General features: G+C 55.8%; 25 protein-coding genes. 10 read left to right on the forward strand and 15 right to left on the reverse strand.

What is annotated here, in order from left to right; genetic code table 11:
* Positions 1-33: 33 nt before the first annotated feature.
* Positions 34-1,218, reverse strand: a complete 1,185-nt coding sequence (locus ACCC84_RS19425; RefSeq protein WP_004956749.1) for a NupC/NupG family nucleoside CNT transporter — start codon at positions 1,216-1,218, stop codon at positions 34-36.
* Positions 1,219-1,439: 221 nt separating this feature from the next.
* Here ACCC84_RS19425 and ACCC84_RS19430 point away from each other — a divergent pair, with 221 nt between their 5' ends.
* On the forward strand, positions 1,440-1,838 hold the full coding sequence (locus ACCC84_RS19430; protein ID WP_081445061.1) for an SDR family oxidoreductase: 399 nt from the start codon (positions 1,440-1,442) through the stop codon (positions 1,836-1,838).
* Between the two features lie 64 nt (positions 1,839-1,902).
* On the opposite strand, the gene ACCC84_RS19435 is transcribed toward ACCC84_RS19430, so the two are convergent.
* Complete coding sequence (locus ACCC84_RS19435) at positions 1,903-2,766, reverse strand: YicC/YloC family endoribonuclease (protein WP_198773847.1); 864 nt, start codon at positions 2,764-2,766, stop codon at positions 1,903-1,905.
* Between the two features lie 123 nt (positions 2,767-2,889).
* Between ACCC84_RS19435 and rph the strand changes: the two genes are divergently transcribed.
* Together rph and pyrE are read left to right on the forward strand one after the other, a co-directional pair.
* Positions 2,890-3,606 carry a ribonuclease PH gene (gene rph, locus ACCC84_RS19440; protein ID WP_039991437.1) on the forward strand — a complete coding sequence of 239 codons (717 nt, stop codon included), beginning with the start codon at positions 2,890-2,892 and terminating at the stop codon, positions 3,604-3,606.
* An 84-nt stretch (positions 3,607-3,690) separates the two neighbouring features.
* Entirely contained in the window at positions 3,691-4,332 is a 642-nt protein-coding gene (gene pyrE / locus ACCC84_RS19445; protein WP_004956738.1) for an orotate phosphoribosyltransferase, read from the forward strand.
* Between the two features lie 47 nt (positions 4,333-4,379).
* On the opposite strand, the gene slmA is transcribed toward pyrE, so the two are convergent.
* The 3 genes from slmA to coaBC form a co-directional block, all read right to left on the reverse strand.
* Complete coding sequence (slmA, locus tag ACCC84_RS19450; RefSeq protein ID WP_004956735.1) at positions 4,380-4,976, reverse strand: nucleoid occlusion factor SlmA; 597 nt, start codon at positions 4,974-4,976, stop codon at positions 4,380-4,382.
* Between the two features lie 252 nt (positions 4,977-5,228).
* Positions 5,229-5,687, reverse strand: coding sequence for a dUTP diphosphatase (gene dut, locus ACCC84_RS19455; protein WP_004956733.1), 459 nt, complete (start codon positions 5,685-5,687; stop codon positions 5,229-5,231).
* Positions 5,665-6,882: a bifunctional phosphopantothenoylcysteine decarboxylase/phosphopantothenate--cysteine ligase CoaBC gene (coaBC, locus tag ACCC84_RS19460; protein ID WP_182646430.1), complete on the reverse strand. Its 1,218-nt coding sequence runs from the start codon at positions 6,880-6,882 to the stop codon at positions 5,665-5,667. The genes dut and coaBC overlap by 23 nt, the downstream gene beginning before the upstream one ends.
* 197 nt (positions 6,883-7,079) lie before the next feature.
* Between coaBC and radC the strand changes: the two genes are divergently transcribed.
* The 4 genes from radC to mutM all read left to right on the forward strand — a co-directional run bounded on the left by radC (position 7,080) and on the right by mutM (position 9,324).
* The gene (radC, locus tag ACCC84_RS19465) at positions 7,080-7,748 is read left to right on the forward strand and encodes a RadC family protein (RefSeq protein ID WP_039992473.1); all 669 of its coding nucleotides are present in this window, start codon (positions 7,080-7,082) and stop codon (positions 7,746-7,748) included.
* 263 nt (positions 7,749-8,011) lie between these two features.
* Positions 8,012-8,248 (forward strand): 50S ribosomal protein L28, encoded by a 237-nt coding sequence (gene rpmB / locus ACCC84_RS19470; protein WP_004931195.1) that lies wholly within the window; start codon positions 8,012-8,014, stop codon positions 8,246-8,248.
* A gap of 11 nt (positions 8,249-8,259) precedes the next feature.
* On the forward strand, positions 8,260-8,427 hold the full coding sequence (gene rpmG, locus ACCC84_RS19475; RefSeq protein WP_004392084.1) for a 50S ribosomal protein L33: 168 nt from the start codon (positions 8,260-8,262) through the stop codon (positions 8,425-8,427).
* 87 nt (positions 8,428-8,514) lie between these two features.
* Positions 8,515-9,324, forward strand: coding sequence for a bifunctional DNA-formamidopyrimidine glycosylase/DNA-(apurinic or apyrimidinic site) lyase (mutM, locus tag ACCC84_RS19480; protein WP_004956715.1), 810 nt, complete (start codon positions 8,515-8,517; stop codon positions 9,322-9,324).
* On the opposite strand, the gene coaD is transcribed toward mutM, so the two are convergent.
* The 3 genes from coaD to waaA are packed head-to-tail and all read right to left on the reverse strand — an operon-like array spanning position 9,325 to position 11,863.
* Positions 9,325-9,810, reverse strand: coding sequence for a pantetheine-phosphate adenylyltransferase (gene coaD, locus ACCC84_RS19485; RefSeq protein WP_371902181.1), 486 nt, complete (start codon positions 9,808-9,810; stop codon positions 9,325-9,327).
* Positions 9,811-9,812: 2 nt separating this feature from the next.
* Positions 9,813-10,586 (reverse strand): glycosyltransferase family 2 protein, encoded by a 774-nt coding sequence (locus ACCC84_RS19490; protein WP_004956711.1) that lies wholly within the window; start codon positions 10,584-10,586, stop codon positions 9,813-9,815.
* Complete coding sequence (gene waaA / locus ACCC84_RS19495) at positions 10,586-11,863, reverse strand: lipid IV(A) 3-deoxy-D-manno-octulosonic acid transferase (protein ID WP_039991430.1); 1,278 nt, start codon at positions 11,861-11,863, stop codon at positions 10,586-10,588. Before waaA ends, ACCC84_RS19490 begins: the two co-directional genes overlap by 1 nt.
* Before the next feature lie 125 nt (positions 11,864-11,988).
* Between waaA and ACCC84_RS19500 the strand changes: the two genes are divergently transcribed.
* Complete coding sequence (locus ACCC84_RS19500; protein WP_004956706.1) at positions 11,989-13,002, forward strand: glycosyltransferase family 9 protein; 1,014 nt, start codon at positions 11,989-11,991, stop codon at positions 13,000-13,002.
* A 33-nt stretch (positions 13,003-13,035) separates the two neighbouring features.
* Here the strand turns inward: ACCC84_RS19500 and ACCC84_RS19505 are convergent, their stop codons facing one another.
* From ACCC84_RS19505 to rfaQ, 3 genes are read right to left on the reverse strand one after another with little or no spacing between them, the layout of a single operon-like run.
* Positions 13,036-14,133 carry a glycosyltransferase gene (locus ACCC84_RS19505; protein ID WP_004956704.1) on the reverse strand — a complete coding sequence of 366 codons (1,098 nt, stop codon included), beginning with the start codon at positions 14,131-14,133 and terminating at the stop codon, positions 13,036-13,038.
* A gap of 3 nt (positions 14,134-14,136) precedes the next feature.
* Positions 14,137-15,264, reverse strand: coding sequence for a glycosyltransferase family 4 protein (locus tag ACCC84_RS19510; RefSeq protein WP_004956702.1), 1,128 nt, complete (start codon positions 15,262-15,264; stop codon positions 14,137-14,139).
* Positions 15,261-16,343: a putative lipopolysaccharide heptosyltransferase III gene (gene rfaQ, locus ACCC84_RS19515; protein ID WP_371902191.1), complete on the reverse strand. Its 1,083-nt coding sequence runs from the start codon at positions 16,341-16,343 to the stop codon at positions 15,261-15,263. The genes ACCC84_RS19510 and rfaQ overlap by 4 nt, the downstream gene beginning before the upstream one ends.
* Before the next feature lie 211 nt (positions 16,344-16,554).
* On the opposite strand from rfaQ, the gene ACCC84_RS19520 reads away from it, so the two are divergent.
* Both ACCC84_RS19520 and ACCC84_RS19525 read left to right on the forward strand, forming a co-directional pair.
* Positions 16,555-17,511: a polysaccharide deacetylase family protein gene (locus ACCC84_RS19520; RefSeq protein WP_004956691.1), complete on the forward strand. Its 957-nt coding sequence runs from the start codon at positions 16,555-16,557 to the stop codon at positions 17,509-17,511.
* A 1-nt stretch (position 17,512) separates the two neighbouring features.
* Positions 17,513-18,637: a glycosyltransferase family 9 protein gene (locus ACCC84_RS19525; RefSeq protein WP_198773845.1), complete on the forward strand. Its 1,125-nt coding sequence runs from the start codon at positions 17,513-17,515 to the stop codon at positions 18,635-18,637.
* An 8-nt stretch (positions 18,638-18,645) separates the two neighbouring features.
* Here the strand turns inward: ACCC84_RS19525 and ACCC84_RS19530 are convergent, their stop codons facing one another.
* From ACCC84_RS19530 to rfaC, 4 genes are read right to left on the reverse strand one after another with little or no spacing between them, the layout of a single operon-like run.
* Positions 18,646-19,623 carry a glycosyltransferase family 2 protein gene (locus ACCC84_RS19530; protein ID WP_198773844.1) on the reverse strand — a complete coding sequence of 326 codons (978 nt, stop codon included), beginning with the start codon at positions 19,621-19,623 and terminating at the stop codon, positions 18,646-18,648.
* A complete protein-coding gene (locus tag ACCC84_RS19535) occupies positions 19,620-20,861 on the reverse strand; it encodes an O-antigen ligase family protein (RefSeq protein WP_004956680.1) in 1,242 nt (413 codons plus the stop codon). Before ACCC84_RS19535 ends, ACCC84_RS19530 begins: the two co-directional genes overlap by 4 nt.
* 31 nt (positions 20,862-20,892) lie before the next feature.
* Positions 20,893-22,050, reverse strand: a complete 1,158-nt coding sequence (locus ACCC84_RS19540; protein ID WP_371902182.1) for a glycosyltransferase — start codon at positions 22,048-22,050, stop codon at positions 20,893-20,895.
* On the reverse strand, positions 22,050-23,012 hold the full coding sequence (rfaC, locus tag ACCC84_RS19545; protein ID WP_004956674.1) for a lipopolysaccharide heptosyltransferase RfaC: 963 nt from the start codon (positions 23,010-23,012) through the stop codon (positions 22,050-22,052). Before rfaC ends, ACCC84_RS19540 begins: the two co-directional genes overlap by 1 nt.
* Position 23,013 lies beyond the last annotated feature (1 nt).

Genomic DNA, 23,013 nt, shown 5'->3' on the forward strand with positions numbered 1-23,013 from the left:
TGGCCCGTGAATCGTTCACGGGCCACTTGCGCGTTACAACACCAGCCCAGCAATCGCTGCGGAAAGCAGACTGACCAGCGTAGAGCCATAAACCAGTTTCAGGCCAAAGCGGGAAACCACGTTGCCCTGCTGTTCATTCAGGCCTTTGATGGCGCCGGCGACGATGCCGATTGAGGCAAAGTTGGCAAATGACACCAGGAACACCGACAGAATGCCCACGCCGCGCGGACTCATTTCCGCCGCAATCTTTTTCAGTTCGATCATCGCGACAAACTCGTTGGCAACCAGCTTGGTCGCCATGATGCTGCCGGCCTGTAAGGCGTCGTGAGCTGGAATGCCAATCAGCCATGCCAACGGGTAGAACACATAGCCCAGAATTTGCTGGAAGCTGATGCCGAATATCGCCGCGAAAATGGCGTTGACCGCGGCAATCAGCGCGATAAAGCCGATCAGCATGGCGGCAATAATCATCGCGATCTTGAATCCCGCCAGAATGTATTCCCCCAGCATTTCAAAGAAGCTTTGATCTTCATGCAGCTTGTTGAGCTTCAGTTCGGGTTCATCATCCTGTTGATAGGGATTGATAATCGACAGGATAATAAAGGTACTGAACATGTTCAGCACCAGCGCGGCAACCACGTACTGCGCATCGATCATCGCCATATAGGCGCCAACGATCGACATCGACACCGTCGACATAGCCGTGGCGGCCATGGTGTACATACGGCGTGGCGAGATATCGCCAATAATGCCTTTATAGGCGATAAAGTTTTCCGACTGGCCTAGCACCAGGGTGCTGACCGCATTGAAGGACTCCAACTTGCCCATGCCGTTCACTTTCGACAGCAGGGTACCGACCAGGCGGATAATCAAAGGCAGAATGCGAAAATGCTGCAGAATACCGATCAGTGCGGAAATAAAGATTATTGGGCACAACACGCCCAGGAAGATAAATGACAGTCCTTCCTTGCTCATACCGCCAAACACGAATTCGGAACCTTGCGCAGCATAGGTCAGCAGCAGTTCGAAGAAACCGGCGATGGATTTAATCACGCTTAAACCGCTGGCGGAGTGCAGGAAGAAATAGGCCAGAGCGCCTTCGATCGCTAACAATTGCAGAATATAACGTGGGCGAATTTTTCTGCGGTCATGACTGACCAACAGCGCCAGGGCAATAATCACCACCAGCGCCAAAAGGAATTGCAAAATTTGCGACATACAGAGTCCGTACAACAAGCGGGCTAGAAAAACGATATTTAGCCACAGCTTGCGCCGCCTTTCATTACTCTGAGTGATAATTAGAACAAAATACTATTGCCGGGCCACAGGCCGCGCCGTTTGTCATTGCCGGTGCGAATTCTTTGGTTTTTCATAAATAAAACCACTTATCCCAGCCGACGCGGTATCCGCCTGGCAGGGACAACGGCATCCCCATCAACATCAAGGGAGTGTTGTACGGTATCGCGGCGGCGCTGCCGGTATTCGAGCGACAAAACGGCGGCCATTTCATTAAAGTTTCTTCGGTGGCCGGCGTGAAGGTCTTCAGCCCTGGGGGGACGGTTTACAGCGGCACCAAATTTGCCGTGCGCGCCATTTCTGAAGGGTTGCGCCATGAGGTAGGAGCGCATATCCGCACCACGACGATTTGCCCGGGTGCGGTGGACTCCGAATTGAAGTTTGGCAGCTCGGACGCCGACAGTTCGCAGTTCGTGCAGGAATTTTACCAGCAGGCGATCCCGGCGGATTCGGTTGCGCGTGCCGTGGCGTATGCGATCGAACAGCCTGCGGAAGTGGATATTAACGAGATTGTATTGCGGCCCAGCCAACAAGAGTTCTGACGGGGCGCCAGCGGCAATAAAAAGCCCGCACCTTCCAGTGCGGGCATATGAACCGCGAGGCGGGTTACTCGATGTTCTGAATCTGCTCGCGCATCTGTTCGATCAGCACTTTCAGTTCAATCGCGGAGGTGGTGACCTCGGCATTGATTGATTTAGACGCCAGGGTGTTCGATTCGCGGTTGAACTCTTGCATCATAAAGTCCAGACGACGGCCGACGGCTTCTTTTTTCTTCAGGATGTTGTGCGTTTCTTTCACATGCGCGTCAAGTCGATCCAGCTCTTCGGCGACGTCAATGCGCTGTGCCATCAGCACCAGTTCCTGCTCGAGACGGGTGCTTTCCAGCTGTACCTGCGCTTCTTCCAGCTTGCTGACCAAGCGCTCGCGTTGCCATTGTAGAATATTGGGCATCTGGGCACGCACTTTGCTCACTTCGCCACTGACACCGTCCAGACGCTGCTCGATCAGTGCCTTCAGCGCGGTGCCTTCGCTTTCGCGTGCGGTGATAAAGTCATCCAGCGCACCGTCCAGCGCCTGCATCAGTTGGGCGCTGATGGCGTCCAGATCCTGCTCCTGAGCGGACATCACGCCAGGCCAGCGCAGTACGTCGATGGGATTGATTTCCCCTTCGTCGCTCTGCATTTTTACCCAGTTGGCCGCTTCTACCAGCTGTTTGGCCAGCTTTTCGTTGAGCAGTAGCGAACTTTGCGCGCTGGGATCCAGTTCAAAACGCAGGTTGCATTCCACTTTGCCGCGCGTCAGCCGGGCGCGAATACGTTCGCGGATCACTGGCTCCAGGCTGCGAAATTGTTCCGGCAAGCGGATATAGGTTTCGAGATAGCGTTGGTTAACGGAACGCAGCTCCCAAGCTGCGCTGCCCCATTCACCCTTGATTTCACGCCGGGCGTAGGCGGTCATGCTGCGGATCATTTGTGCGTACCCGTAGAAGAAAAGATGAATCGATTATAGCGTCGCGTCCGCAGGCAGGATAGGCATAACGTCACGAAGCCCGTATAATGCGCAGCCAATGATGAATTAAAGCGGAGAAAGCCCATGCGTCCTGCTGGCAGAGCACCACAACACGTTCGCCCCCTGACACTCACCCGTCACTACACGAAACACGCTGAAGGTTCAGTGCTGGTTGAGTTTGGCGATACCAAGGTTTTGTGCACCGCCACGGTTGAAGATGGCGTTCCGCGCTTTCTGAAAGGTCAGGGCCAGGGTTGGATCACCGCGGAATACGGCATGCTGCCGCGCTCTACCCACAGCCGTAATGCGCGCGAAGCTGCCAAAGGCAAGCAGGGTGGGCGCACGCTGGAAATCCAGCGTCTGATCGCTCGTTCGCTGCGTGCGGCGGTCGATTTGAAAAAGCTCGGTGAGTTCACCATTACCCTCGACTGTGACGTATTGCAGGCGGATGGCGGCACGCGTACCGCATCGATCACCGGCGCCTGCGTCGCCTTGGCCGATGCGCTGAATGCGCTGGTGGCGGCCGGCAAGCTGAAAGCGAACCCGATGAAAGGCATGGTGGCAGCGGTGTCGGTGGGTATCGTGAACGGCGAGGCGTTGTGCGATCTGGAGTATGTAGAAGATTCCGCCGCCGAAACCGACATGAACGTGGTGATGATGGAAGACGGCCGTATGATTGAGGTGCAGGGCACCGCCGAGGGCGAGCCGTTCAGCCATGACGAGCTGCTGGCGTTGCTGGCGCTGGCTCGAGGAGGCATCGAAACCATCTTCCAGGCGCAGAAAGCGGCGTTGGCAGACTAATTTTCAAGGCGACCGAGAGGTCGCCTTTTTTACGCCCGCCGATCGGGCGCAGCATCAATCAAGACCAAACGAGGAGAAGCAGTAATGAAAGCCTATCAGCGCCAGTTTATCGAGTTTGCGCTCAACAAACAGGTATTGAAATTCGGTGAGTTCACGTTGAAATCCGGCCGTACCAGCCCGTATTTCTTTAACGCCGGCCTGTTCAATACCGGGCGCGATCTGGCGCTGTTGGGGCGCTTTTACGCCGAGGCGCTGGTGGATTCCGCGATTGACTTCGATCTGCTGTTTGGCCCGGCCTACAAGGGCATTCCGATTGCTACCACCACCGCGGTGGCGCTGGCTGAACACCACCAGCGCGATGTGCCTTACTGCTTCAACCGCAAAGAAGCCAAAACCCATGGTGAAGGTGGGTCGCTGGTGGGTAGCCCACTGCAAGGTCGGGTGATGCTGGTGGATGACGTGATCACCGCCGGTACCGCTATTCGCGAATCGATGGAAATCATCAGCGCCAGCGGCGCCAGCCTGTCCGGGGTGCTGATTTCGCTGGATCGTCAGGAGCGCGGCCGTGGCGACATTTCTGCCATTCAGGAAGTTGAACGTGATTACCACTGCAAAGTGATTTCGATTGTTACGCTGAAGGATTTGATTGCCTATCTGGAAGAAAAACCGGAAATGGCCGATCACCTGGCGGCGGTACGCGCCTATCGTGAGCAATACGGCGTTTGATTCAGGCGCTGACGGTATAAAAAACGCCGGGCATGCCCGGCGTTGTGTTATTGCAATTGAGCCGCCAGCAGCGGCCAGCGTCCGTCAAACTCTTCCGTTGGGCGGTAGCGGAATTCGGAACGTACGTAGCGCGACAGCATGCCTTCGCAAAATGCCAGCAGTTGGCTGGCCAGTAGCGTTTCGTCCACGATAAACCCTTTGCCTTCCCGCAGCTTGCGCTCTTTAAGTACCTGGCGCAGCTGCGCCTCGATACGTTCAAACAGCTGATTGATGCGGCCTTGCAGCCGATCCTGTTCAAACATCAGCGCATGACCGGTCATGATGCGCGTCAACCCAGGATTGCGTTCGGCAAACCCGAGAACCAGCAGCAGAATCAGACGCAGGCGACTGAAAGTCTCTTTCTCGTCCTGAAGAATCAGGTTGATGCGCGTAATCAGGCTGTCTTCAATAAACTCGATCAGGCTGTCAAACATTCGTGTCTTGCTGGGAAAATGCCGGTAAAGCGCGGCTTCGGAAACACCGACGTTTGCTGCCAGCTTTGCCGTGGTGATGCGCTGACTGCCATCGCTGGATTCCAGCATCTGGGCTAACGCCTGCAAAATCTCCTCGCGCCGATTCCTTTTGGTATTTTCTTTTTCTGCCATGTCTGATTAGACCCTTGCTAAAACGGCTTGGACTTTCGAAAACCCGGCACCGGCCGCGCCAGAGCAAACTCTGTGCGGCTTATGTGATAGCTTTTTTACGGTGTGGGGTCAACGGCCCTTTTGGGCCGGTATTCTCCGCGTTGCCCGGCATGCGATGCCGCATTGTCGAGGACGTCTGTCGCAGGGAGATCGTACTCTCTGGACGCCAACGTTCCTGGCGACATTCCCTGCCGGGTAACGTGCTAACGGGGCCTAGTGGCGCCCGGAATGGCCGAAGCCGCCTTCGCCGCGCTCACTGTCGTCGAACGCTTCCACCAGGTTGAATTCGGCCTGAACGACCGGCACAAAAACCATCTGCGCGATGCGTTCGCCGGGTTCAATAGTGAACGATTTCTGCCCGCGGTTCCAAACGGAAACCATCAGTTGACCCTGATAATCGGAATCAATCAGGCCCACCAGATTACCCAGCACCACGCCGTGCTTATGGCCCAGACCGGAGCGTGGCAGGATCACCGCAGCCAGGCTGGCGTCGGCGATGTGAATTGCCAGCCCGGTAGGCAGCAGCGTGGTTTCACCGGCAGCCAATTCCACCGCACTGTCCAGGCAGGCGCGCAGATCAAGACCGGCGGAGCCAGGCGTGGCATAGGTCGGTAATGGGAAATCCTGACCGATACGCGGGTCGAGAATTTTAACGTCGATTTTTTTCATCATAACGGCTGACTATCTCGTCTATTAAACGTTGGCCAAGGAGTGCCTTATCGCTGAGCGCCAGGCGTTTTTCCCCATCCTGCCAAAAAAGATGCAATGCATTGGTATCACTGTTGAAACCCTGCCCTGCAAGCGATACATCATTGGCGCAGATTAAATCCAGTTTCTTGCGCACCAGTTTTTGTCGCGCGTATTCTTCCACATTCTGGGTTTCGGCGGCAAACCCAACGACAAAAGGCCGATTTTTGTTCATTGCGCCAACGCCGGCGACAATGTCGGGGTTTTTTACCATCTTGAGGGTGATGTCATCACCCTGTTTTTTTATTTTTTCGTCGGCGATCTGGGCGGCGCGGTAATCCGCCACCGCAGCACAGCCAATGAAAATGTTTTGTGCTGCCGCACGTTGCTGTACGGCGAGCTCCATTTCCAGCGCGCTGGTGACGTCAATGCGCGTCACTCCCGGCGGTGTCGGTTGGCTGACCGGCCCGGCAATCAGCGTGACCTGCGCGCCACGCGCGGCGGCAGCGGCGGCAATGGCAAAACCCATTTTGCCGGAGCTGTGGTTGGTGATAAACCGTACCGGATCCAGCGCTTCACGCGTAGGGCCAGCGGTGATCATAACCTTTAAATGTGTCAGATCCTGCGGCGCAGAAAAATAGGCGTTCGCCAGATCGATAATATCCAGCGGATCCAGCATGCGGCCCGGGCCGACGTCGCCACAGGCCTGGTTACCGCTGTCCGGCCCCCACAGCAGCATGCCGCGCGCCTGTAGCGTTTGCAGGTTTGCCTGGGTTGCGGCGGCGCGGTACATCTGCTGATTCATGGCCGGTGCTGCGGCGATCGGTGCGGCGGTGGCCAGGCAAACGGTGGTCAGCAGATCGTTGGCCATACCGGCGGCAACGCGCGCCAGCAAATCGGCGGTCGCCGGCGCCAGAATCACCAGATCGGCCCATTTGCCCAGTTCGATGTGACCCATGGCGGCTTCCGCGGCGGGATCCAGCAGATCGTCCGACACCGGATAACCCGACACCGCCTGTAGCGTCAGTGGGGTAATAAATGCCTTGGCCGCATGCGTCATCACCACGCGCACCTCAGCGCCTCTGTCTCGCAGACGGCGTACCAGTTCCGGACATTTATAGGCAGCGATGCCGCCACTAATGCCCAGTACAATACGTTTGCCGGAAAGTCCCGTCATCATCATTGTCCGATTGAAAACCGAAGGATAGGCCATTTTAGCATAACCGCCGGGCAGGTGAGCGCTTCTGCGGTGCGTGCAAATCGTTACATCTGGCTTTGCGCGTTGCCTCGCAAGGTTATCAATCACTTGTCGTTGCACCATCGTTGGCATGGCATGATTTGGCGCTGTCAGGGAGGCCGATGATGAGCTGTGAGGATATGTCGTTATGGCCAGGGGAGCTGGCGCCAAGGGAAAAGCTGTTGCGTGATGGCGCGGCGGCCTTGTCGGACGTCGAGCTGTTGGCGATTTTTCTGCGAACCGGATTGCCCGGGGTGCATGTGATGCAGCGGGCGGAGCAAATGTTGCTCCAGTTTGGTTCGTTGCATCAGTTGATTGCCGCGGATTATGCGCAGTTTTGCAGTCAGAAGGGCGTGGGTGACGCCACTTACAGTCAGCTGCAGGCCATTTCGGAGCTGGCTTTCCGCTGTTTTGCCTGTCAATTGGCGCAGGAAAACGCATTGCTGAACCCAAAGGTTACCCGCCATTACCTGCAAAGTTTGCTGGCTCACCGCGAGCGCGAAGTATTTCTGGTGTTGTTTTTGGACAACCAGCACCGGGTCATTCGCCATCAAGAGATGTTTACTGGTACCATCAGCAGCGTCGTCGTCCACCCGAGGGAAATCGTGCGCGAAGCGCTGAAGGCTAATGCGGCCGCGATCATTCTGGCGCATAATCATCCTTCGGGTAAGGCCGAACCCAGTCATGCCGACCGTCTGATTACGGAACAGGTGGCGAACGCCTGTCAATTATTGGAGATCCGAGTGCTCGATCACTTGGTGATTGGCCGGGGTGAATGTGTCTCTTTCGCCGAGCGCGGATGGCTTTAGGCAAATTTTTCGCGATCCTTGCGGGATCTTTAGCTGTTCGGGACTTGAGCACTTACGCTTCAGAGCGTATACTACGCCACCTTTGAGAATCTTGGGTTTGGCGTTAAGAGCCTATCTCAGCAGGTTTCTGACCTGGTGTGCGGTTTCTGACCTGATGACGAGAGTCTCCTCAGTATGAAGTTTGCTGAGATGGGCTCTAAAGCCTGACGAGGCGGCCATACCCTATACGAAGCTCGAGCTGATTTGATTTTTGGAGAATAGACATGTCCCGAGTCTGCCAAGTTACTGGCAAGCGCCCGGTGAGCGGTAACAACCGTTCCCACGCAATGAACGCGACCAAACGCCGTTTTCTGCCAAACCTGCACTCACACCGTTTTTGGGTTGAGGCTGAGAAGCGCTTTGTAACTCTGCGTGTATCTGCTAAAGGTATGCGTGTTATTGATAAGAAGGGTATTGAGACGGTCTTGGCCGATCTGCGTGCCCGTGGTGAGAAGTATTAAGGAACTGCATCATGGCTAAAGGTGTTCGCGAGAAGATCAAGCTGGTTTCTTCTGCTGGTACTGGTCACTTCTATACCACCACGAAGAACAAGCGTACTAAGCCGGAAAAATTGGAACTGAAGAAATTCGATCCAGTTGTCCGTCAACACGTGATCTACAAAGAAGCTAAAATTAAGTAATCGTTAATTTAGCGGATTAATTGAAACCCGGCTTCGGCCGGGTTTTTTGTTTTATAATAAAGGGTTAAGTCTGAGGGAGAGCACGCCATGCCTGAATTGCCAGAAGTTGAAACCAGCCGTCGTGGTATCGAGCCTTATCTTGTTGGCCACAGTATTCAGTACGCCGTGGTGCGCAATGCACGTTTGCGCTGGCCTGTCTCAGAACAAATCCTGGCATTGAGCGACCGGCCGGTGCGCAGCGTACAGCGTCGTGCCAAATACCTGCTGATTGAGCTGGATCACGGCTGGATAATCGTACATCTCGGCATGTCAGGCAGCCTGCGTATGCTGGCGGAAGAGAGTGAGGCGGGCAAGCATGACCACGTTGACCTGGTAATGAGCAACGGCATGATCCTGCGCTACACCGATCCACGTCGTTTCGGTGCCTGGTTATGGTGTGACGACCTGGCAGCCAGCAACGTGTTGGCCCACCTGGGGCCGGAACCGTTGAGCGAAGCGTTTGACGGCCAGTATCTTTTTGATAAATCACGTAACAAGCGCACCCTGATCAAACCCTGGCTGATGGATAACAAACTGGTGGTGGGCGTCGGTAATATTTATGCCAGCGAATCGCTGTTTACCGCTGGAATTCTGCCCGACCGTCAGGCCGGGTCGTTGACGCGGGCCGAAGCTGACCTGCTGGCGGAGACCATCAAGGCGGTATTACTGCGTTCGATCGAGCAGGGTGGCACCACGTTGCGGGATTTCCTGCAATCAGACGGCAAGCCGGGATATTTTGCGCAGGAATTGCAGGTGTATGGGCGAGCGGGGGAACCTTGCCGTGTTTGCGGCACGCCGATTGAAAGCGCCAAACACGGGCAGCGCAGCACTTTCTTTTGCCGCCGCTGCCAGCATTGATCACTGGGTCGACAGTTTTGCCATCAGCGCCTGGGTGACGACGTCCGGCAAGAACGGTGAAATGTCTCCACCGTGACGAGCCACTTCTTTTACCAGCGACGAGGAGATGAATGACCACTCTTCCGACGGCATCAGAAACACGCTCTCCAACTGGGGCATCAGGTGGCGATTCATGTTGGCCAACTGCAATTCATACTCAAAGTCCGAAACCGCCCGCAGGCCGCGCACCAGAATATTGGCGTTCTGATGGGCGGCGAAATGGGCCATCAGTTCGCTAAAGCCCAGCACTTCGACATTGTCCAGATGCGCGGTGACCTGCGTCGCCAGCGCTACGCGCTCCTCCAGGGTAAACAGCGGTTTTTTGCTTGGGCTGGCGGCAATGGCCAGGATCACACGATCGAACATCAGCGACGCGCGGGTGACCAAATCCAGATGACCGTTGGTCATCGGATCGAAGGTACCGGGATAGATGGCTTTACTGGTCATATTCACTTCTCAGCGTTGTTACGGCCCAACGCCCACAGGGCGGCGTATTTATTGAAGGTATATTGCGCGTTAACCACCGCCAACAGCAACCCCTGTTTGCCGTCAAGGAAGCCCGCACGCAGCAGCCAGGTCTTGCAGAAGGCACCCAGCGTATGGCTGAGAATCGACGCATAGCCACAGTGCTTGCCGGCCGCATGGCGTTGATTGGCCCATTCCTGCGCGTAATGCAGCTGCTTGCGCTGGAAGGCGAAGAAGTCACGGCAGGTCAGGTGCAGCAGATCGCCACTTAACGGCACTACGCGGGCGCTGCCGATGGCCAGCGACTCATGCACCAGGTGGTCGTTATAGCGGTAGCGTTCACGGGCGTACAGACGATTGACGCGGTCTGGATACCAGCCGCTGTGGCGCATAAAGCGGCCGAGAAACAGGTTACGGCGGCCGATGCTGTAAACCACGTTGTCGTCAGCGGCGCTCAGCGTCTGTTCAATCGACTGACGCAATTGCGGGGTGACGCGCTCGTCGGCATCGATCATAAAAACGTAATCGCAGCTGGCGTAGCGCTGGGCGAGTTGGCGCTGTTTGCCAAAGCCTTGCCAGTCGCTGTTCTCCAGTACTTTGGCGCCCAGGCCTTCGGCGATGGCGCGGCTTGCGTCCTGGCTGCCGCCGTCAAGCACGATGATTTCATCGGCCCATTGCACCGATTGCAGGCAATCCGGTAGCAGGTCGGCTTCGTTTTTCGCAATCATGACTACCGACAGGCTTTTGCGGTTGCTCATTAGTGACTCCGAGGCGGCAGATAGGGCTCCAGCAGTTGCAGCAGGCGCTGGAGCGCTCCCTGATTTTGATACAGTACTTCCACGGCATGGCGGCCATAGTAACGGCGGTAGTCTTCATCGGTCAGCAGTGTTGCCACTTCTTTGACCAGTGAATCGACATCGGTGATGGTAATCAGCCCTTCGGCCTGTGACAGCTTGGCGCAGATATCCTTGAAGTTGAAGGTATGCGGTCCCATCAGCACCGGAATGGCGTGCGCCGCGGCTTCCAGTGGGTTATGACCGCCACGCTCCACCAGGCTGCCGCCGACGAAGGCCAGATCGGCAATACCGTACAGCAGCATCAGTTCGCCCATGGTGTCGCCGATAACCACCTGCGTGCTACCTGAGGGGATCTCGCCGCTGCTGCGGGTGATGTAACTGAAGCCGGCTTTTTGCGTCAGCTCTTTGGCGGTGGGGAAGCGTTCCGGATGGCGGGGTACCAAAATCAACAGCAGCTCGGGGTGTTGCTCCAGCAGCTTGCGGTGCGCCGCCAGCAGAATGGCCTCTTCGCCTTCGTGGGTGCTGGTGGCGATCCACACTGGGCGACGCGGCGCCCATTGTCGCCGCAGCGTGACGGCTCGTGCCGCCAGTTCCGGCGTGACGGAAATATCAAACTTCAGGCTACCGGTGACCGTCAGTTGCGAACGCTTGAGACCCAGCTCGATAAAGCGCTCGCCATCCTCCTGATTTTGTGCGGCAATCAGCGTAATGCGCCGCAGCATATCACGCACGAAGCCGCCAATTTTCTTGTAGCCCGCCGCAGAACGGGCGGAAAGACGCGCGTTGGCGATCACCAGCGGGATTTGGCGCTGGTGCAGCGCATTGATCATGTTTGGCCACAGCTCGGTTTCCATGATGATCACCAATTTGGGATTCACCTGATCGAGGAAACGACGCATTGAGCCGGGCAGATCGTAGGGCAGATAAACGTGATGGACGTCTTTGCCGAAGGCGGACTGAACGCGCTCTGAACCAGTCGGCGTCATTGTGGTCACAGTAATCGGCAAATAAGGGTAGCGGTGACGCAGCGCGCGTACCAGCGGGATGGCGGCGAGTGTCTCACCGACAGAAACGGAATGCAGCATGATACCGCCCGGCACCACTTTGCCGGCGCAGAAGCCATAGCGCTCTGCCCAGCGTTTTCGGTAGGCTGGCGCTTTGCGGCTACGCAGTAATAAGCGGAGCCAGATCAGGGGTTGGATGAGGTAGAGTAGTACCTGATATAAACGCAGCAACATTCTATCAATTTCATTTATATGGGTTAATCGGAATAGTACCATAACTGGAAGGGAAAGGCGCTAATTTGGTAACCTTGGGTGGCAGTTTCAGACAACAGGCGAGCGTTTTCGTCGATAGGCTTGGTATGAAAAATATTTTAATTATTCGCCGCGACAACATTGGCGATCTGGTTTGTACGACCCCGCTGATTGAAGCGGTAAAAATTGCCTATCCCGAGGCCAAACTCTACCTGTTAATCAATAAAATCAGTCAGGATGTCGTTAAGAATAATCCCCATATCGAACGGGTTTTTGTTTATAAGAAAGCCAAGCACAAGGCGAAAAATGAAACCACGCTGGGGGTTTATCTTGAACGCCTGATGATTTTTCTCAAACTGCGTAAAATTAACTTCGATGCGGCGATCCTCGCCAACCCGGTGCCCTGTAAATACAGTTTACGACTGGCGAAAATGGCGGGAGCCAAACATATTATCGGTGCCGATCTGGGCACGCCGGAAATAACCCGCCCGTTTAAACATGACGATTTTTCCGGTAAGCATCAGGTAGAGCACACCTTCAGCTATCTGTCTGCCATTACCGATAAACCGATCGCCATTCCACCGGTGCGGGTGTATTTGACCGCCGAAGAGCAGCAGTTGGCGCAACAACGGCGGCAGCGACTGCTGCCGGACGCCACGCGTATTTACGCGGTGCATATCAGCAGCCGTATTGCCAATCGTCGCTGGCCGCTGGAGCGTTATGCCGAGATCGTGCGCCGCTTGACCGTCGATAGCGATAATGCCGTGCTGATTTTCTGGTCGCCGCAGGGCACGCTGGCGCCGGACGACATCGGCGATCAAAAGCGTGCGGAGCAGTTGCTGGCGCAATGCCAAAGCGAACGCGTTGCCCTGTATCCGACGGCCTCGGTGCGCGAGCTGCTCGCGGCATTCGATTTATGCCACTTGGTGTTGTGCAGCGACGGCGGGCAAATGCATTTGGCGGCGGCGTTGAATAAAACCCAGGTGGTGTTCTTTGGCGATACCGATAAAGAATCCTGGCATCCCTGGTCAGGGCAATATGAAATATTGCAAACCGAATCCGGTGACTGTATTGACGTGCCGGTGGAGGACGTCTGGCAACGGATACAGGCGCTCGGTTAATTATTCTGGGCAGGGGGCTAACCCCTGCCGCGATTATTTTTTCAGTGCCAGATATTGCTCGCAAATAGGCTGTAGACCGTAGCGCATCAGCCGTTGGTGATTTATTTCTGGCGGCTGACGATATATCAGCGCCATTTTCTCCGCCAGCGAGTTTTCATTCAGCTCCGCCAATGCGTCGGTCATGCCGGCATTTTCCAGAATCTCCGCCGGACCACCCGGGCAGCGGGTACTGACCACCGGCGTGCCGCACAGCAGCGCTTCCACCAACACGTTGCCGAACCCTTCACTGTCTGAACTGAGCACCAACTGAGCCGCATGCTTGATAAACGGGTACGGATTTTCCTGGAAGCCGAGCAGCAGGACGCGCTGTTCGATACCCAACTGGCTCGCCAACTGCCTGACGGCGTCGAGCTCGCTCTCTTTACCCGCGCCAATCAACGCCAGAGGCGCCTCAATGCCGGATAGCGCATAGGCCTTCAGCAGCCGATCGTGGCGCTTGTGCGGGTGGAAGCGTCCGACATGCAGCAGATAGTCTTGGCCGGCCAGCTCGCACGGTTGCGCGGCCAACTGTTCAATGGCGGCGATATCAAACGGGTTGTTGATCACCGCCAGCTGTTTGGCGCGAATGGGCAGATTCTGTTGCAGATCGTCGCCCACCGCGCGTGAAACGGCCACGATATTGCGCTGGTGGTAAACCTTGGCAATCTTGCGCTGCTTCAGCCAGCGGTCCAGTCCGCTGCGGTGACCGAGATAGGAGGTGGACAGCATGCCGTGAATGCAGAACCAGACTCGATCGCCGCCAAGCAGCGTGCTGCGGCTGACGATACGATCGGTTTTGTGCAGATTGGAAAATACCAAATCGTATGCGCCATGCTGCCGCTCGTTGGCGGTGACGGCCTGGTCCAGCTGTGCGGCACGGCGTGAAAGCTCGGTCAGCTTGCGCCACGGCGCGCGGCTGCGATCTGCCACTACCTGATAGTGAATGCCTGGGGGGATCGGGTAGTTACATACGTCGCGCAAGGAGATCAGACTGACCTCATGACCCAGTTGCTGCATGCCCTGACACAGGGTCAGTACCACCTTTTCTGCTCCGCCGCCGGGCAGCCCGTCGATAATCATCAGGATACGCATAGGTTAATCCAGTAGTCGGTTATACAACGAAACCAGTTGTTCGGAGAGTCGCGCCGGCGTTGCCGACATAATGCCCAGCCGCGCCGCTTCGCCCATCGATGAGCCGATGGCCTGGCGTGGCAACGCGCGGATGGCCTCGGCAATCGCCGTGACGTCCAGCGCATCGGTGACATAGCCATTCTGCCCTGGCGTAATAAACTCGCTGCCGCCGCAGGTGTTGCTGGTGATCACCGGCAGCCCGCAGGACATTGCCTCCAGAATCACGTTGGGGAAGGGATCGTACAGCGTCGGCAGTAACAGCGCGTCGGCACTCTGGTAGAACGGCAGCGTCTGCTTTTGTACCCCCATGAAACGCACCCGTTCACCACAGCCTAACGACTGCGCCAGTGCGCGGTAGCGCTTTTCCGCCTTGTCCTTGCCAACCACCAGCAAATAGCTGTCGGTGGCGGCGACGGCGCGGATCGCCGTTGCCAAGCCTTTGCGCTCAAAACCGGAACCGACAAAAATCAGACAGTGCGCCTGTTGCGGGATCTGGTACTGCTGACGCAGCTGCTGTCTGAGCTGCTGATTGGCCGGCAGGAATTTCTGGTTATCGATCGCGTTGTAAATAACGGTGATTTTATCCGCCGGCACGCCGAAGTCGGCAATGATTTCCTGCTTGATCATTTCTGCGTTGCAGATGACCGCCTTCAGTTCCGGTGCAGCATACATCGCGCGCTCAGCACACATCACATAACGGTGGTAACGATTGGAAAACAGCCACTTGCGCCGCCATTCCGGCAACAGGCGCGCACGTTGCAACAGCCAGCGCCGGTGTACCCCATCGCCGGCACGATAAATATCGCAGCCGGCAATCCGCTCATGGCTCTGCACCAGATCGAACCGTTCTTTCTGCCAGAGCGCGCGTGCCGCTTCGGCGAAACCGCGTTCACGACTGATGCGGCCGAACTTCATTGGGTTACATAAATGAATATGCCAATTTGGGTTGGCGTCACCCTGCCATTCACGGGTGATCACGTTCAGTTCGAGGTCCTGTTGCTCCAGAGCCTCCAGCGCTCGGGAAACGAAACGCTCGGCTCCGCCGTCCGGTCGATATTTTTGGCGCACAATCGCCAAACGAAATGCTTTCATGCAAGCTGGCTCCGCGCGGCTGCAATCACCGCGTCTGTAGGAATAAGGTCAAGGTAGCGTTCATCGGTGCCGGTATTGATATCATCCGGATCGGGCAGGGTGCCATAATCGCCGGCCCAGATAACGGTGCCGATGGCCTGCCACGGGCGCCAAAACACCAGTTTGGACGGGCCAAACAGCGCGATGCACGGCGTTTGCAGCGCCGCCGCCATATGCATGGGCACCGAATCTACGCCGATAAACAGTTTGGCATGATCGATAAGCGCGGCCAGTTGCCGCAGTGTCAACTGGCCGGCCAGCGACACCACACCCTGCGGCGGGCTCTGGGCCACAATACGCTCGACCATCTGGCGTTCTTTAGCGTCCGGACCGGAGGTAATGACGATGGTGTGACCATCGGCGTGCAGCGCGCTGATGGTGGAGGCCATTTTTTCCTCACTCCAGCATTTAAAAAACCAGCGAGAGGTAGGTTGCACCATGATGTAACCGTCGCTGATGCCGTGCTGCTGCAACAGCGTGGCGCACGCCTGCCAGTCTTGCGGCGCGTAGCTCATGGTGACCTGGCTGTTGGTGATTTTCAGGCCCAGCGGTTGCAGCAGCGACAGGTTCTGCTCGACGGTATGAAGATTGGCGTGGTCGTCGACCGGCACCAGGTGAGTATGGCAGTGACGCCACAGCGCCCCGCGTCGCTTGGGGAAATCAAACCCCAGGCGAACCGCTGCGCCGGTGAGGCGAGTAACCAGCGCGCTGCGCCACTGATCGGCCAGATTGACCACCAGATCGTACTGCCGGGCCTGCAATTGACGGATCAGGCGCCATTCTTGCGCCAGGTGGGCTCTGGTGCCCTGTTTTTTCCATTGGCGATCGATGATGAACACCTGCGTCAACGCCGGGTTGTCGGCCAGCATGTCCTGGGTTTCTTTATACAGCAGCACATCGATCTGCGCCTCGGGGTAATTGGCTTTCAGCGTGTTGATAACCGGTGTCGTCAGCAGCATGTCACCGTGGTGGCGCAGCTTGACGATCAAAATACGCTGTGGAGGAGTGGCAGGGATCTGTGCTGGCGCGTCGTTCATCATCATTCGCTATATGGGAAACCAATGGATGATTCTAAATGACACTACCCCATGTGGCTACTGTTGCCGGTTTTTCTTGCCGTGAAGCAAAAAACAGCGGCCGGTGCGCGACAAATGCGCCTCAACGTTGTCCAAACCTCGCAGCGAAGTCGTTTGCCCTGGACACGCGGGCTGCGTAACATAATGCATTCTATTGATATCAGGCACGATATTCATGACTAAACCGGCATTTCTCATCACTATTGATACCGAAGGCGACAATCTGTGGCAAAACCACGATCGTATTTCGACGGAAAACACCCGTTTTCTACCGCGTTTCCAGGCGCTGTGCGAGCGATACGCCTTTAAGCCGGTTTATCTGACCAACTATGAAATGGCGGTAGACCCGCAGTACGTCGAATTCGCGCGCGATGTGATAGCGCGCGGCGCGGGTGAGATCGGCATGCATTTGCACGCCTGGAACAGCCCGCCGTTGACGCCGCTGACCGATGACGATTGGCGCCACAAGCCCTATCTGATTGAGTATCCAGTTGACCAGATCCGCGCCAAAGTCGATCACATGACCCAGTTGCTGGAAGACACCTTTCAAACCAAAATGCTCAGCCATCGCGCCGGGCGCTGGGCGTTCAACGAATATTATGCCGGTTTACTGCTGGAATACGGCTATCAGGTCGATTGTTCCGTTACGCCGCGGGTCAACTGGCAATTTTCTCCTGGTAGTCCGCACGGCAACGGCGGTACCGATTATCGCCATTTTCCGGCGCATGCCTATTTTATCGATCCGCAGAATATTGCCCGTCCGGGTCAGTCGCGTCTGCTGGAAGTTCCGATGAGCATTCAGTACAAACATTCGGGGATGATGAACGCGCTGAAGCAGGGGTACGATCGCCTGCGCGGCAAACGGCGTTCACCTTCGGTGCATTGGCTACGCCCAACCGGTAACAACCTGAATCACATGCAGCGGGTCGCCGAACAGTCGCTGGCCGAGGGGCATGACTACGTTGAATTTATGCTGCATTCCTCCGAGTTTATGCCCGGTGGCAGCCCAACGTTTAAAACCGAGCAGGATATCGAGGCGCTGTACCGCGATTTAGAACAATTATTTGCCTGGCTGCACTCACGAACGGTGGGAATGACGCTGGCCGAGTACTATCAACGTAAAGTGAATTGACATGTCGAAGAAATGGAAAATAAAGTTCGCGGACTGGTTTTTACGGCGATACGTCGCAAAACGTGGGCGTTTTCAGGATAAGGCCACTTTCGATCCCGGCATGCAGTTTGCCAATATCGTGATTTATTCCACCACGGCGCTTGGCGATTTTATGTTTAACACGCCGGCAATCCGCGCAGTGCGCGAACGTTATCCCGACGCGCATATCACGCTGGTGGTGCATAAAAAGAATCAGGAGCTGGTGGAAAACGGCCGCTACTTTAACCGCGTGGTGTACTGGGACAGTAAATTCAAAAGCATGGGGCCGTTGCTGAAATCGTTGCGCCAATTTGAACCCGATTTGGCGTTGATTCTGCATTCCCATCAGCCTTATGACGTTATCAGCGCGGTATTGGCCGGAGCCAAATACATTATTCGCGATAATTACCGTAACGGTATTTGCGGCCTGGAGCCGTGGCTGACCAACTATGTATTTGACTATTACGGGCACTTTATTCGCCGTAAGCTGGAGCTGATTTCCATTTTGGGGTGCCGCACCGACGATCCGAGCATGGAGGTACCGGCGCCGTTCCCCGCAGGGGAAAAAGATCCCGCGTTATGCACCATCGGTTTTCAACTGGGGGCTTCAACGGAATCGCGTTGCTGGCCGGTGTCGCATTTTGCCAGCCTGGCGGATCAACTGGCGGCGCAGCATGACAACGTTCGTATTGTGCTAATCGGTGCGCCGTTTGATGAGGGCAAAGCGCAGCAATTCTTGCAGCTGGTGCAAGACAGAACCCGTGAACGGGTGGATAACCGTATCGGCAAAACCGGTTTGCGACAATTACTGACGCTGCTGGGCAGTTTCGAACTGTTGGTCACCGGCGATACCGGGCCGCTGCATTTGGCGGTCGCGCTGAAGGTAAAAACCGTCAGCCTGTTTGTCACCGCCGATCCGCGTACCACCGGGCCGATTCAGGATCTTGAACTGCACCGGATTGTTCACGCCTCGCGTTCCGGCTATACGCTGCCACTGGAGGCTGAAGGTCCGATGGGCGTCATTCAGCCGCAGCGGGTGTATCACGAGGTGGTGGCGCATGCGAACTTACTGCCCGCACACCGTGAAGCGGGCGGCGATAACGCCTGAGAATGGCGTTACTTTTGCTGACGGCGCAGCTTTGACAACAGCGTGTCAATTTGCGGATAACGCATCTGGCATATTTTCTTGCGGGGCACTGCGGTGCCCCGGCACACATCGGCCGCGCGCCGAAAATCGTCCAGCAGTGCCGGCGTATAGTAGTAATAGCCATGCACAGATTTGGACATATTCTTTATTTCACTGAAGCAGTTGGCAATCATCAGCGCTGCCAGCGGGCGTATTTGCGCTTTATTTTCATGCTGCAATGCGAAGCAAACCATCTTGTTCATCGCGAAGCGCAGGTCTTCAATGTCCTTGGCGGTGTTATTGCGAGTGATGCCCTGACAGTTGTCCCGATAAAAATAGAGTACCTGATTCAGGCGCGCGATCTTTTGCGTTTTGAAATACAGGAACGGGGTAAAAATGACGTCTTCGTAGCGGCGGCCGGTGGCAAAGGACTCACCCGCCAATAGGCTGCGTTTGTAGACCCGGTTCCACAGGTGCCACATCGAACGGGAAAATAACGGCGCCAGACATGCCAGTTGGTTATTTTCTATCGGGTAGGGGCTGAGTCCGACGGCGTCATCGATCGGATGATCCGGCACCGTTGTCGAAAACTTCTGATAATTAAAATCGATCAGGTCGTATTCGTCGCCCAGCAGTATCGGACGCAGCAGGCGCAGGTAATGGCGGCTGAGGGCATCATCGCCATCAAGAAAAGTGACGTAGCGGCCATGGGCATTAGCCAACCCGACGTTACGGGCATGGGCAATTCCGCCGTTCGGCTGGCTAATCAGCGTTACGCCGGCGGGTTGATACTCGTCCAGCAATTGCTTCACCAGGCGCGCAGAATCATCCGTTGAACCGTCATCAATGATGACTGCTTCGATATCATCGGTCATCTGGCTGAACAGCGAGCGTAAGCTCTCCACCACAAAGTCGGCATTGTTGTAAAACGGCACAATGAAACTGAGTAAATAGGGGCGTTGGCTCATTGACGAAGATCCTGTGCATCAGGCGTTTTTTTCATGGATATGACGCTGGCAATAATCGCCAGGCAGAACATGACGGTGCCTTCGGTACTGAAGAAAATAACGTCGGTAAGGCCAAAGGCAATAAGGCTCAGCATGACGGTAAACAGCAAGACGTTGTTATATATTCTTAACGCGGCAAAAATGTAGGTCAAATAAAACGTCAGCAGCAGCACGGCACCCACAATACCTTTCAACGAATAGGCTTCGATAAGTTCGTTATGCAAATGCACGGTCAGGTAAGGCATGACCCCCATCAGTTCAGGATCCTGTTTGACCATGGCGGTTATTTCTTTGGCCCGCTGCTCGGCTGACTGACCCAGCAGGGCCTGGTTGCCGGCATGGAAGCCGGTGCGCTGCATCGATAGGCGTGACATGATGGAATTGTCTTTCTGCGGATCGTTGATCGACGCCATATCCTGATGGAAGTCGTGAATGCGTTGTTCTATTTGCGACTTGAAGATCATCGCACTCAGCAGCAACAGCAACGGGAAAGCCAAGGCGATGGTCATTTTCTGGCGACGCGAGAAAAACTCGCGCGACGTGAAGACGAAAATAGCCACCATCACCGGGAACACCAGCATCGCAGCCCGCGTGCCGGTCAGGCCGATCACCGAGAAACTGACGATAAACGCCAACAGGAACAGCATCAACCGATAGCGTGTTTTCAGCAGCAATACCGCATGCAGCATGACGAGATTAATGGCGGTGATGATATAGGCAACGATGGTGGCGCGATCGAAGTTGAGCTGTACGCGCGGATAATGCAGCCATAACCCCTGGTAGATGGCGTAAGCGTTGACGGCCAGCGCGCCGCCAATGGCAACGGCGATATAGCTTTTTTGAAAATCCAGGCGTTCATTCAGCGCAATAAGCAAAATAAATGCGGTGGCCAGCTGTAATTTGCCGGTAGAGAAATAGCTGCGGTAAATATTTACATAATCATCCGGCTGTTTATTGAGTGGAGCCCAGATCATGCTTGCGGCTCCCAACAGGCACAGGGATAAGAATAGCGTCAGGTGGACTTTGTTTTTGGTATAAAACCTGAAGTTAAAACACAGGGCGATAAAAGAGATGTAGCTAGAAATATAAAAAATGTTTCGCCCTGTCTCAACGCCAAAAGGAATGGTGCAAAAAGCGATCGCGCAGCCTAAAAAGATCAGGTAGCTAAAAGCAGGATGTGGACGTTTCTCACTTGGCATGGGTCGGGTTCCGGCTTACTTTATTCTAGAGTTAAAACGATTCGAGCGAACGGTCGAACTCGGTCTTGAAGACCGAATAATCAAAATGTTCGGCAGTAAATTGGCGGGCATTGGCGCTCATGCTGCGATAGGTTGCAGGCTGCAGCATTTTTTCCACCGCATCGGCGCAATCCAGGTGCGACACCAGTTTGGGCGTCACCAGGCAATCCTGCACCGGATCATAGACCTGATGCGGGAAATCGACCTTGAGGCCGGTAAGCTGTTGGTGTTCTTCAATGGTGACCGACGGCGTCAGGCCGATACCGCATACGCCGTCTTTGACGGCTTCCGGCTGGCCGTCAACCAGAGGGAAGATCACCGGCACGCCAAAATACAGCGATTCCATGCAGGATAAGCCAAAGGGTTCGGTTATCGGCGTGCTCATATAAATATGGGTACGGTTGAAGAAATCCGCGACGTTGTCCTGAAAACCGCTGAACCGCACGCGATCGCCCAGTTGCAGACGCTGGGCCAGCGCTTCGAATGCCGGCTGGTCAGGGCCTTTGCCGGCAATTTCCAGCGTCACGTCATGCCCACGACGCAGCAGTTCTTGCATCATCAACAGGGAAACGCTGATCCCCTTTAGTGTGACCAGGCGGGAGGCGGTACCGATCCGCAGCGGCGTCGCCAGCGTTTTGGGTTCGCTGTCGATCCCGGCTGGCGTCTTGATTCGATTAATCACCACCGGATTGGGACAAGGCAGGTTAAAGCGCATTTCCATCACGCGTTTTGAGGCATAAGAGGCTGAGATAACCCCATCGAGCATCGCGAAGAAGCGCAGCGTTTTGCCGTTTTTGGCATAACGCCACGAACAGCCGTGGTCGTAATAAATCAGTTTGCCGCGCTTGGGTTTCGCCACCAGGCCCGGGATCAGGTCCCAGACGATCACTACATCGGCGTCGGCGCGCTCAACTTTCCATTTCAATAGGTATTTGCGCAGAAACTGCGGGCAGCGCAGAGAAAAGGCATTGAACAGGCGATTGGCAAACGTCACTTTCTGCTGTGGCATCTTTTTGCGGATCTCTTCACCCACCTCGCTGCTGATGCAAATGACCTGGTTGCTGCCGTCGGTGGTGTCGTTGAGATACTGCAAAAACAGGCGTTCTACGCCGCCCATTTTTTCCAGGTTGATGATGTGCAATTTCTTCATCACATATCCTTTTGCAATGCTGCCCAAACCGATTCGGCGCTGATGGTAGCCATGGTCTTATCCGCTGATACCAGCGACCGTTGGTTTTGCCCATAGCCGCCAATCAATCCCGGGTCGGTAGGGCCGAACAGCGTAATGTTCGGGCGATCGAGCGCGGCGGTCAGGTGGCTGAGTCCGGTATCGACCGACACCACGCCTTGCGCACCGGCCAGTACTTCGGCTATCTGTTGCAGGCTGAGCTTTGGCAGCACCTCGACGTGCGGGAAACCGTCTGCCAGCCGCTGTGCTCGCTGATGTTCATGCTCCGCACCCCACGGCAGCTTGATACCGAGCCCGGTCGGCTCGATCAGTGCAATCAGTTCACGCCAGTTTGCTTCTGGCCAGTGTTTCTCATCGCGCGTGGTGGCGTGCAAAAACACCAGGTATTGCCCGGCATCCGCTGGTGGATCGCCAAGGAAACGGGCGGCAATGGCATAATCGCCGTGGGTCGTCGGTTTTGGATAACCCAGACTCTTGGCGAACAGTTCACGGGTGCGTTCCACCGCATGTTGCTGCTTGTCAATGTCATGGCGATGGTTGTAAAACCAGCTGGCGAAAGGTTCGCGCGCGCTTTTACAGTCTTGCCCATGTTTGCTGCCTTTGGCGATGCGGGTGATCAGCGCCGCGCTTTTCATCAGCCCCTGGGCATCAATGACCACATCGTAGTTGCGTGCCTGCAGCTGACGTTTGAAATCGCAGCGCTGCTGTCGGGTTTCGCTACCGAACCAGTTTTTGCGCCAACGGCGGATAGCCACCGGGATAACGCGATCGACCGCCGGATGCCAGCTTGGGATCTGGCTGAAGCTCTCCTCCACCACCCAGTCGAAACGGATGCCGGGAATGGCATTCATGGCGTCGGTCAATGCCGGCAACGTATGAAGCACGTCCCCCATGGAAGAGGTCTTAACGATCAGCACCTGCATG

Origin of the sequence: Serratia odorifera (assembly GCF_041448735.1) — a bacterium.
Taxonomy (GTDB): Bacteria; Pseudomonadota; Gammaproteobacteria; order Enterobacterales; family Enterobacteriaceae; genus Serratia_F; species Serratia_F odorifera.

What these genes read in the sequence shown, in the direction of transcription:
- dut (WP_004956733.1), bottom strand. Translation starts at nt 5,687, where the DNA reads ATGATGAAAAAAATCGACGTTAAAATTCTCGACCCGCGTATCGGTCAG.
- pyrE (WP_004956738.1), top strand. Translation starts at nt 3,691, where the DNA reads ATGAAAGCCTATCAGCGCCAGTTTATCGAGTTTGCGCTCAACAAACAG.
- ACCC84_RS19435 (WP_198773847.1), bottom strand. Translation starts at nt 2,766, where the DNA reads ATGATCCGCAGCATGACCGCCTACGCCCGGCGTGAAATCAAGGGTGAA.
- coaD (WP_371902181.1), bottom strand. Translation starts at nt 9,810, where the DNA reads ATGACCAGTAAAGCCATCTATCCCGGTACCTTCGATCCGATGACCAAC.
- rfaQ (WP_371902191.1), bottom strand. Translation starts at nt 16,343, where the DNA reads ATGATGAACGACGCGCCAGCACAGATCCCTGCCACTCCTCCACAGCGT.
- radC (WP_039992473.1), top strand. Translation starts at nt 7,080, where the DNA reads ATGTCGTTATGGCCAGGGGAGCTGGCGCCAAGGGAAAAGCTGTTGCGT.
- ACCC84_RS19505 (WP_004956704.1), bottom strand. Translation starts at nt 14,133, where the DNA reads ATGCGTATCCTGATGATTATCGACGGGCTGCCCGGCGGCGGAGCAGAA.
- coaBC (WP_182646430.1), bottom strand. Translation starts at nt 6,882, where the DNA reads ATGATGACGGGACTTTCCGGCAAACGTATTGTACTGGGCATTAGTGGC.
- ACCC84_RS19490 (WP_004956711.1), bottom strand. Translation starts at nt 10,586, where the DNA reads ATGAGCAACCGCAAAAGCCTGTCGGTAGTCATGATTGCGAAAAACGAA.
- slmA (WP_004956735.1), bottom strand. Translation starts at nt 4,976, where the DNA reads ATGGCAGAAAAAGAAAATACCAAAAGGAATCGGCGCGAGGAGATTTTG.
- rpmG (WP_004392084.1), top strand. Translation starts at nt 8,260, where the DNA reads ATGGCTAAAGGTGTTCGCGAGAAGATCAAGCTGGTTTCTTCTGCTGGT.
- ACCC84_RS19520 (WP_004956691.1), top strand. Translation starts at nt 16,555, where the DNA reads ATGACTAAACCGGCATTTCTCATCACTATTGATACCGAAGGCGACAAT.
- mutM (WP_004956715.1), top strand. Translation starts at nt 8,515, where the DNA reads ATGCCTGAATTGCCAGAAGTTGAAACCAGCCGTCGTGGTATCGAGCCT.
- ACCC84_RS19510 (WP_004956702.1), bottom strand. Translation starts at nt 15,264, where the DNA reads ATGAAAGCATTTCGTTTGGCGATTGTGCGCCAAAAATATCGACCGGAC.
- waaA (WP_039991430.1), bottom strand. Translation starts at nt 11,863, where the DNA reads ATGTTGCTGCGTTTATATCAGGTACTACTCTACCTCATCCAACCCCTG.
- ACCC84_RS19525 (WP_198773845.1), top strand. Translation starts at nt 17,513, where the DNA reads ATGTCGAAGAAATGGAAAATAAAGTTCGCGGACTGGTTTTTACGGCGA.
- ACCC84_RS19425 (WP_004956749.1), bottom strand. Translation starts at nt 1,218, where the DNA reads ATGTCGCAAATTTTGCAATTCCTTTTGGCGCTGGTGGTGATTATTGCC.
- ACCC84_RS19540 (WP_371902182.1), bottom strand. Translation starts at nt 22,050, where the DNA reads ATGAAGAAATTGCACATCATCAACCTGGAAAAAATGGGCGGCGTAGAA.
- ACCC84_RS19530 (WP_198773844.1), bottom strand. Translation starts at nt 19,623, where the DNA reads ATGAGCCAACGCCCCTATTTACTCAGTTTCATTGTGCCGTTTTACAAC.
- rpmB (WP_004931195.1), top strand. Translation starts at nt 8,012, where the DNA reads ATGTCCCGAGTCTGCCAAGTTACTGGCAAGCGCCCGGTGAGCGGTAAC.
- ACCC84_RS19500 (WP_004956706.1), top strand. Translation starts at nt 11,989, where the DNA reads ATGAAAAATATTTTAATTATTCGCCGCGACAACATTGGCGATCTGGTT.
- rph (WP_039991437.1), top strand. Translation starts at nt 2,890, where the DNA reads ATGCGTCCTGCTGGCAGAGCACCACAACACGTTCGCCCCCTGACACTC.
- rfaC (WP_004956674.1), bottom strand. Translation starts at nt 23,012, where the DNA reads ATGCAGGTGCTGATCGTTAAGACCTCTTCCATGGGGGACGTGCTTCAT.
- ACCC84_RS19535 (WP_004956680.1), bottom strand. Translation starts at nt 20,861, where the DNA reads ATGCCAAGTGAGAAACGTCCACATCCTGCTTTTAGCTACCTGATCTTT.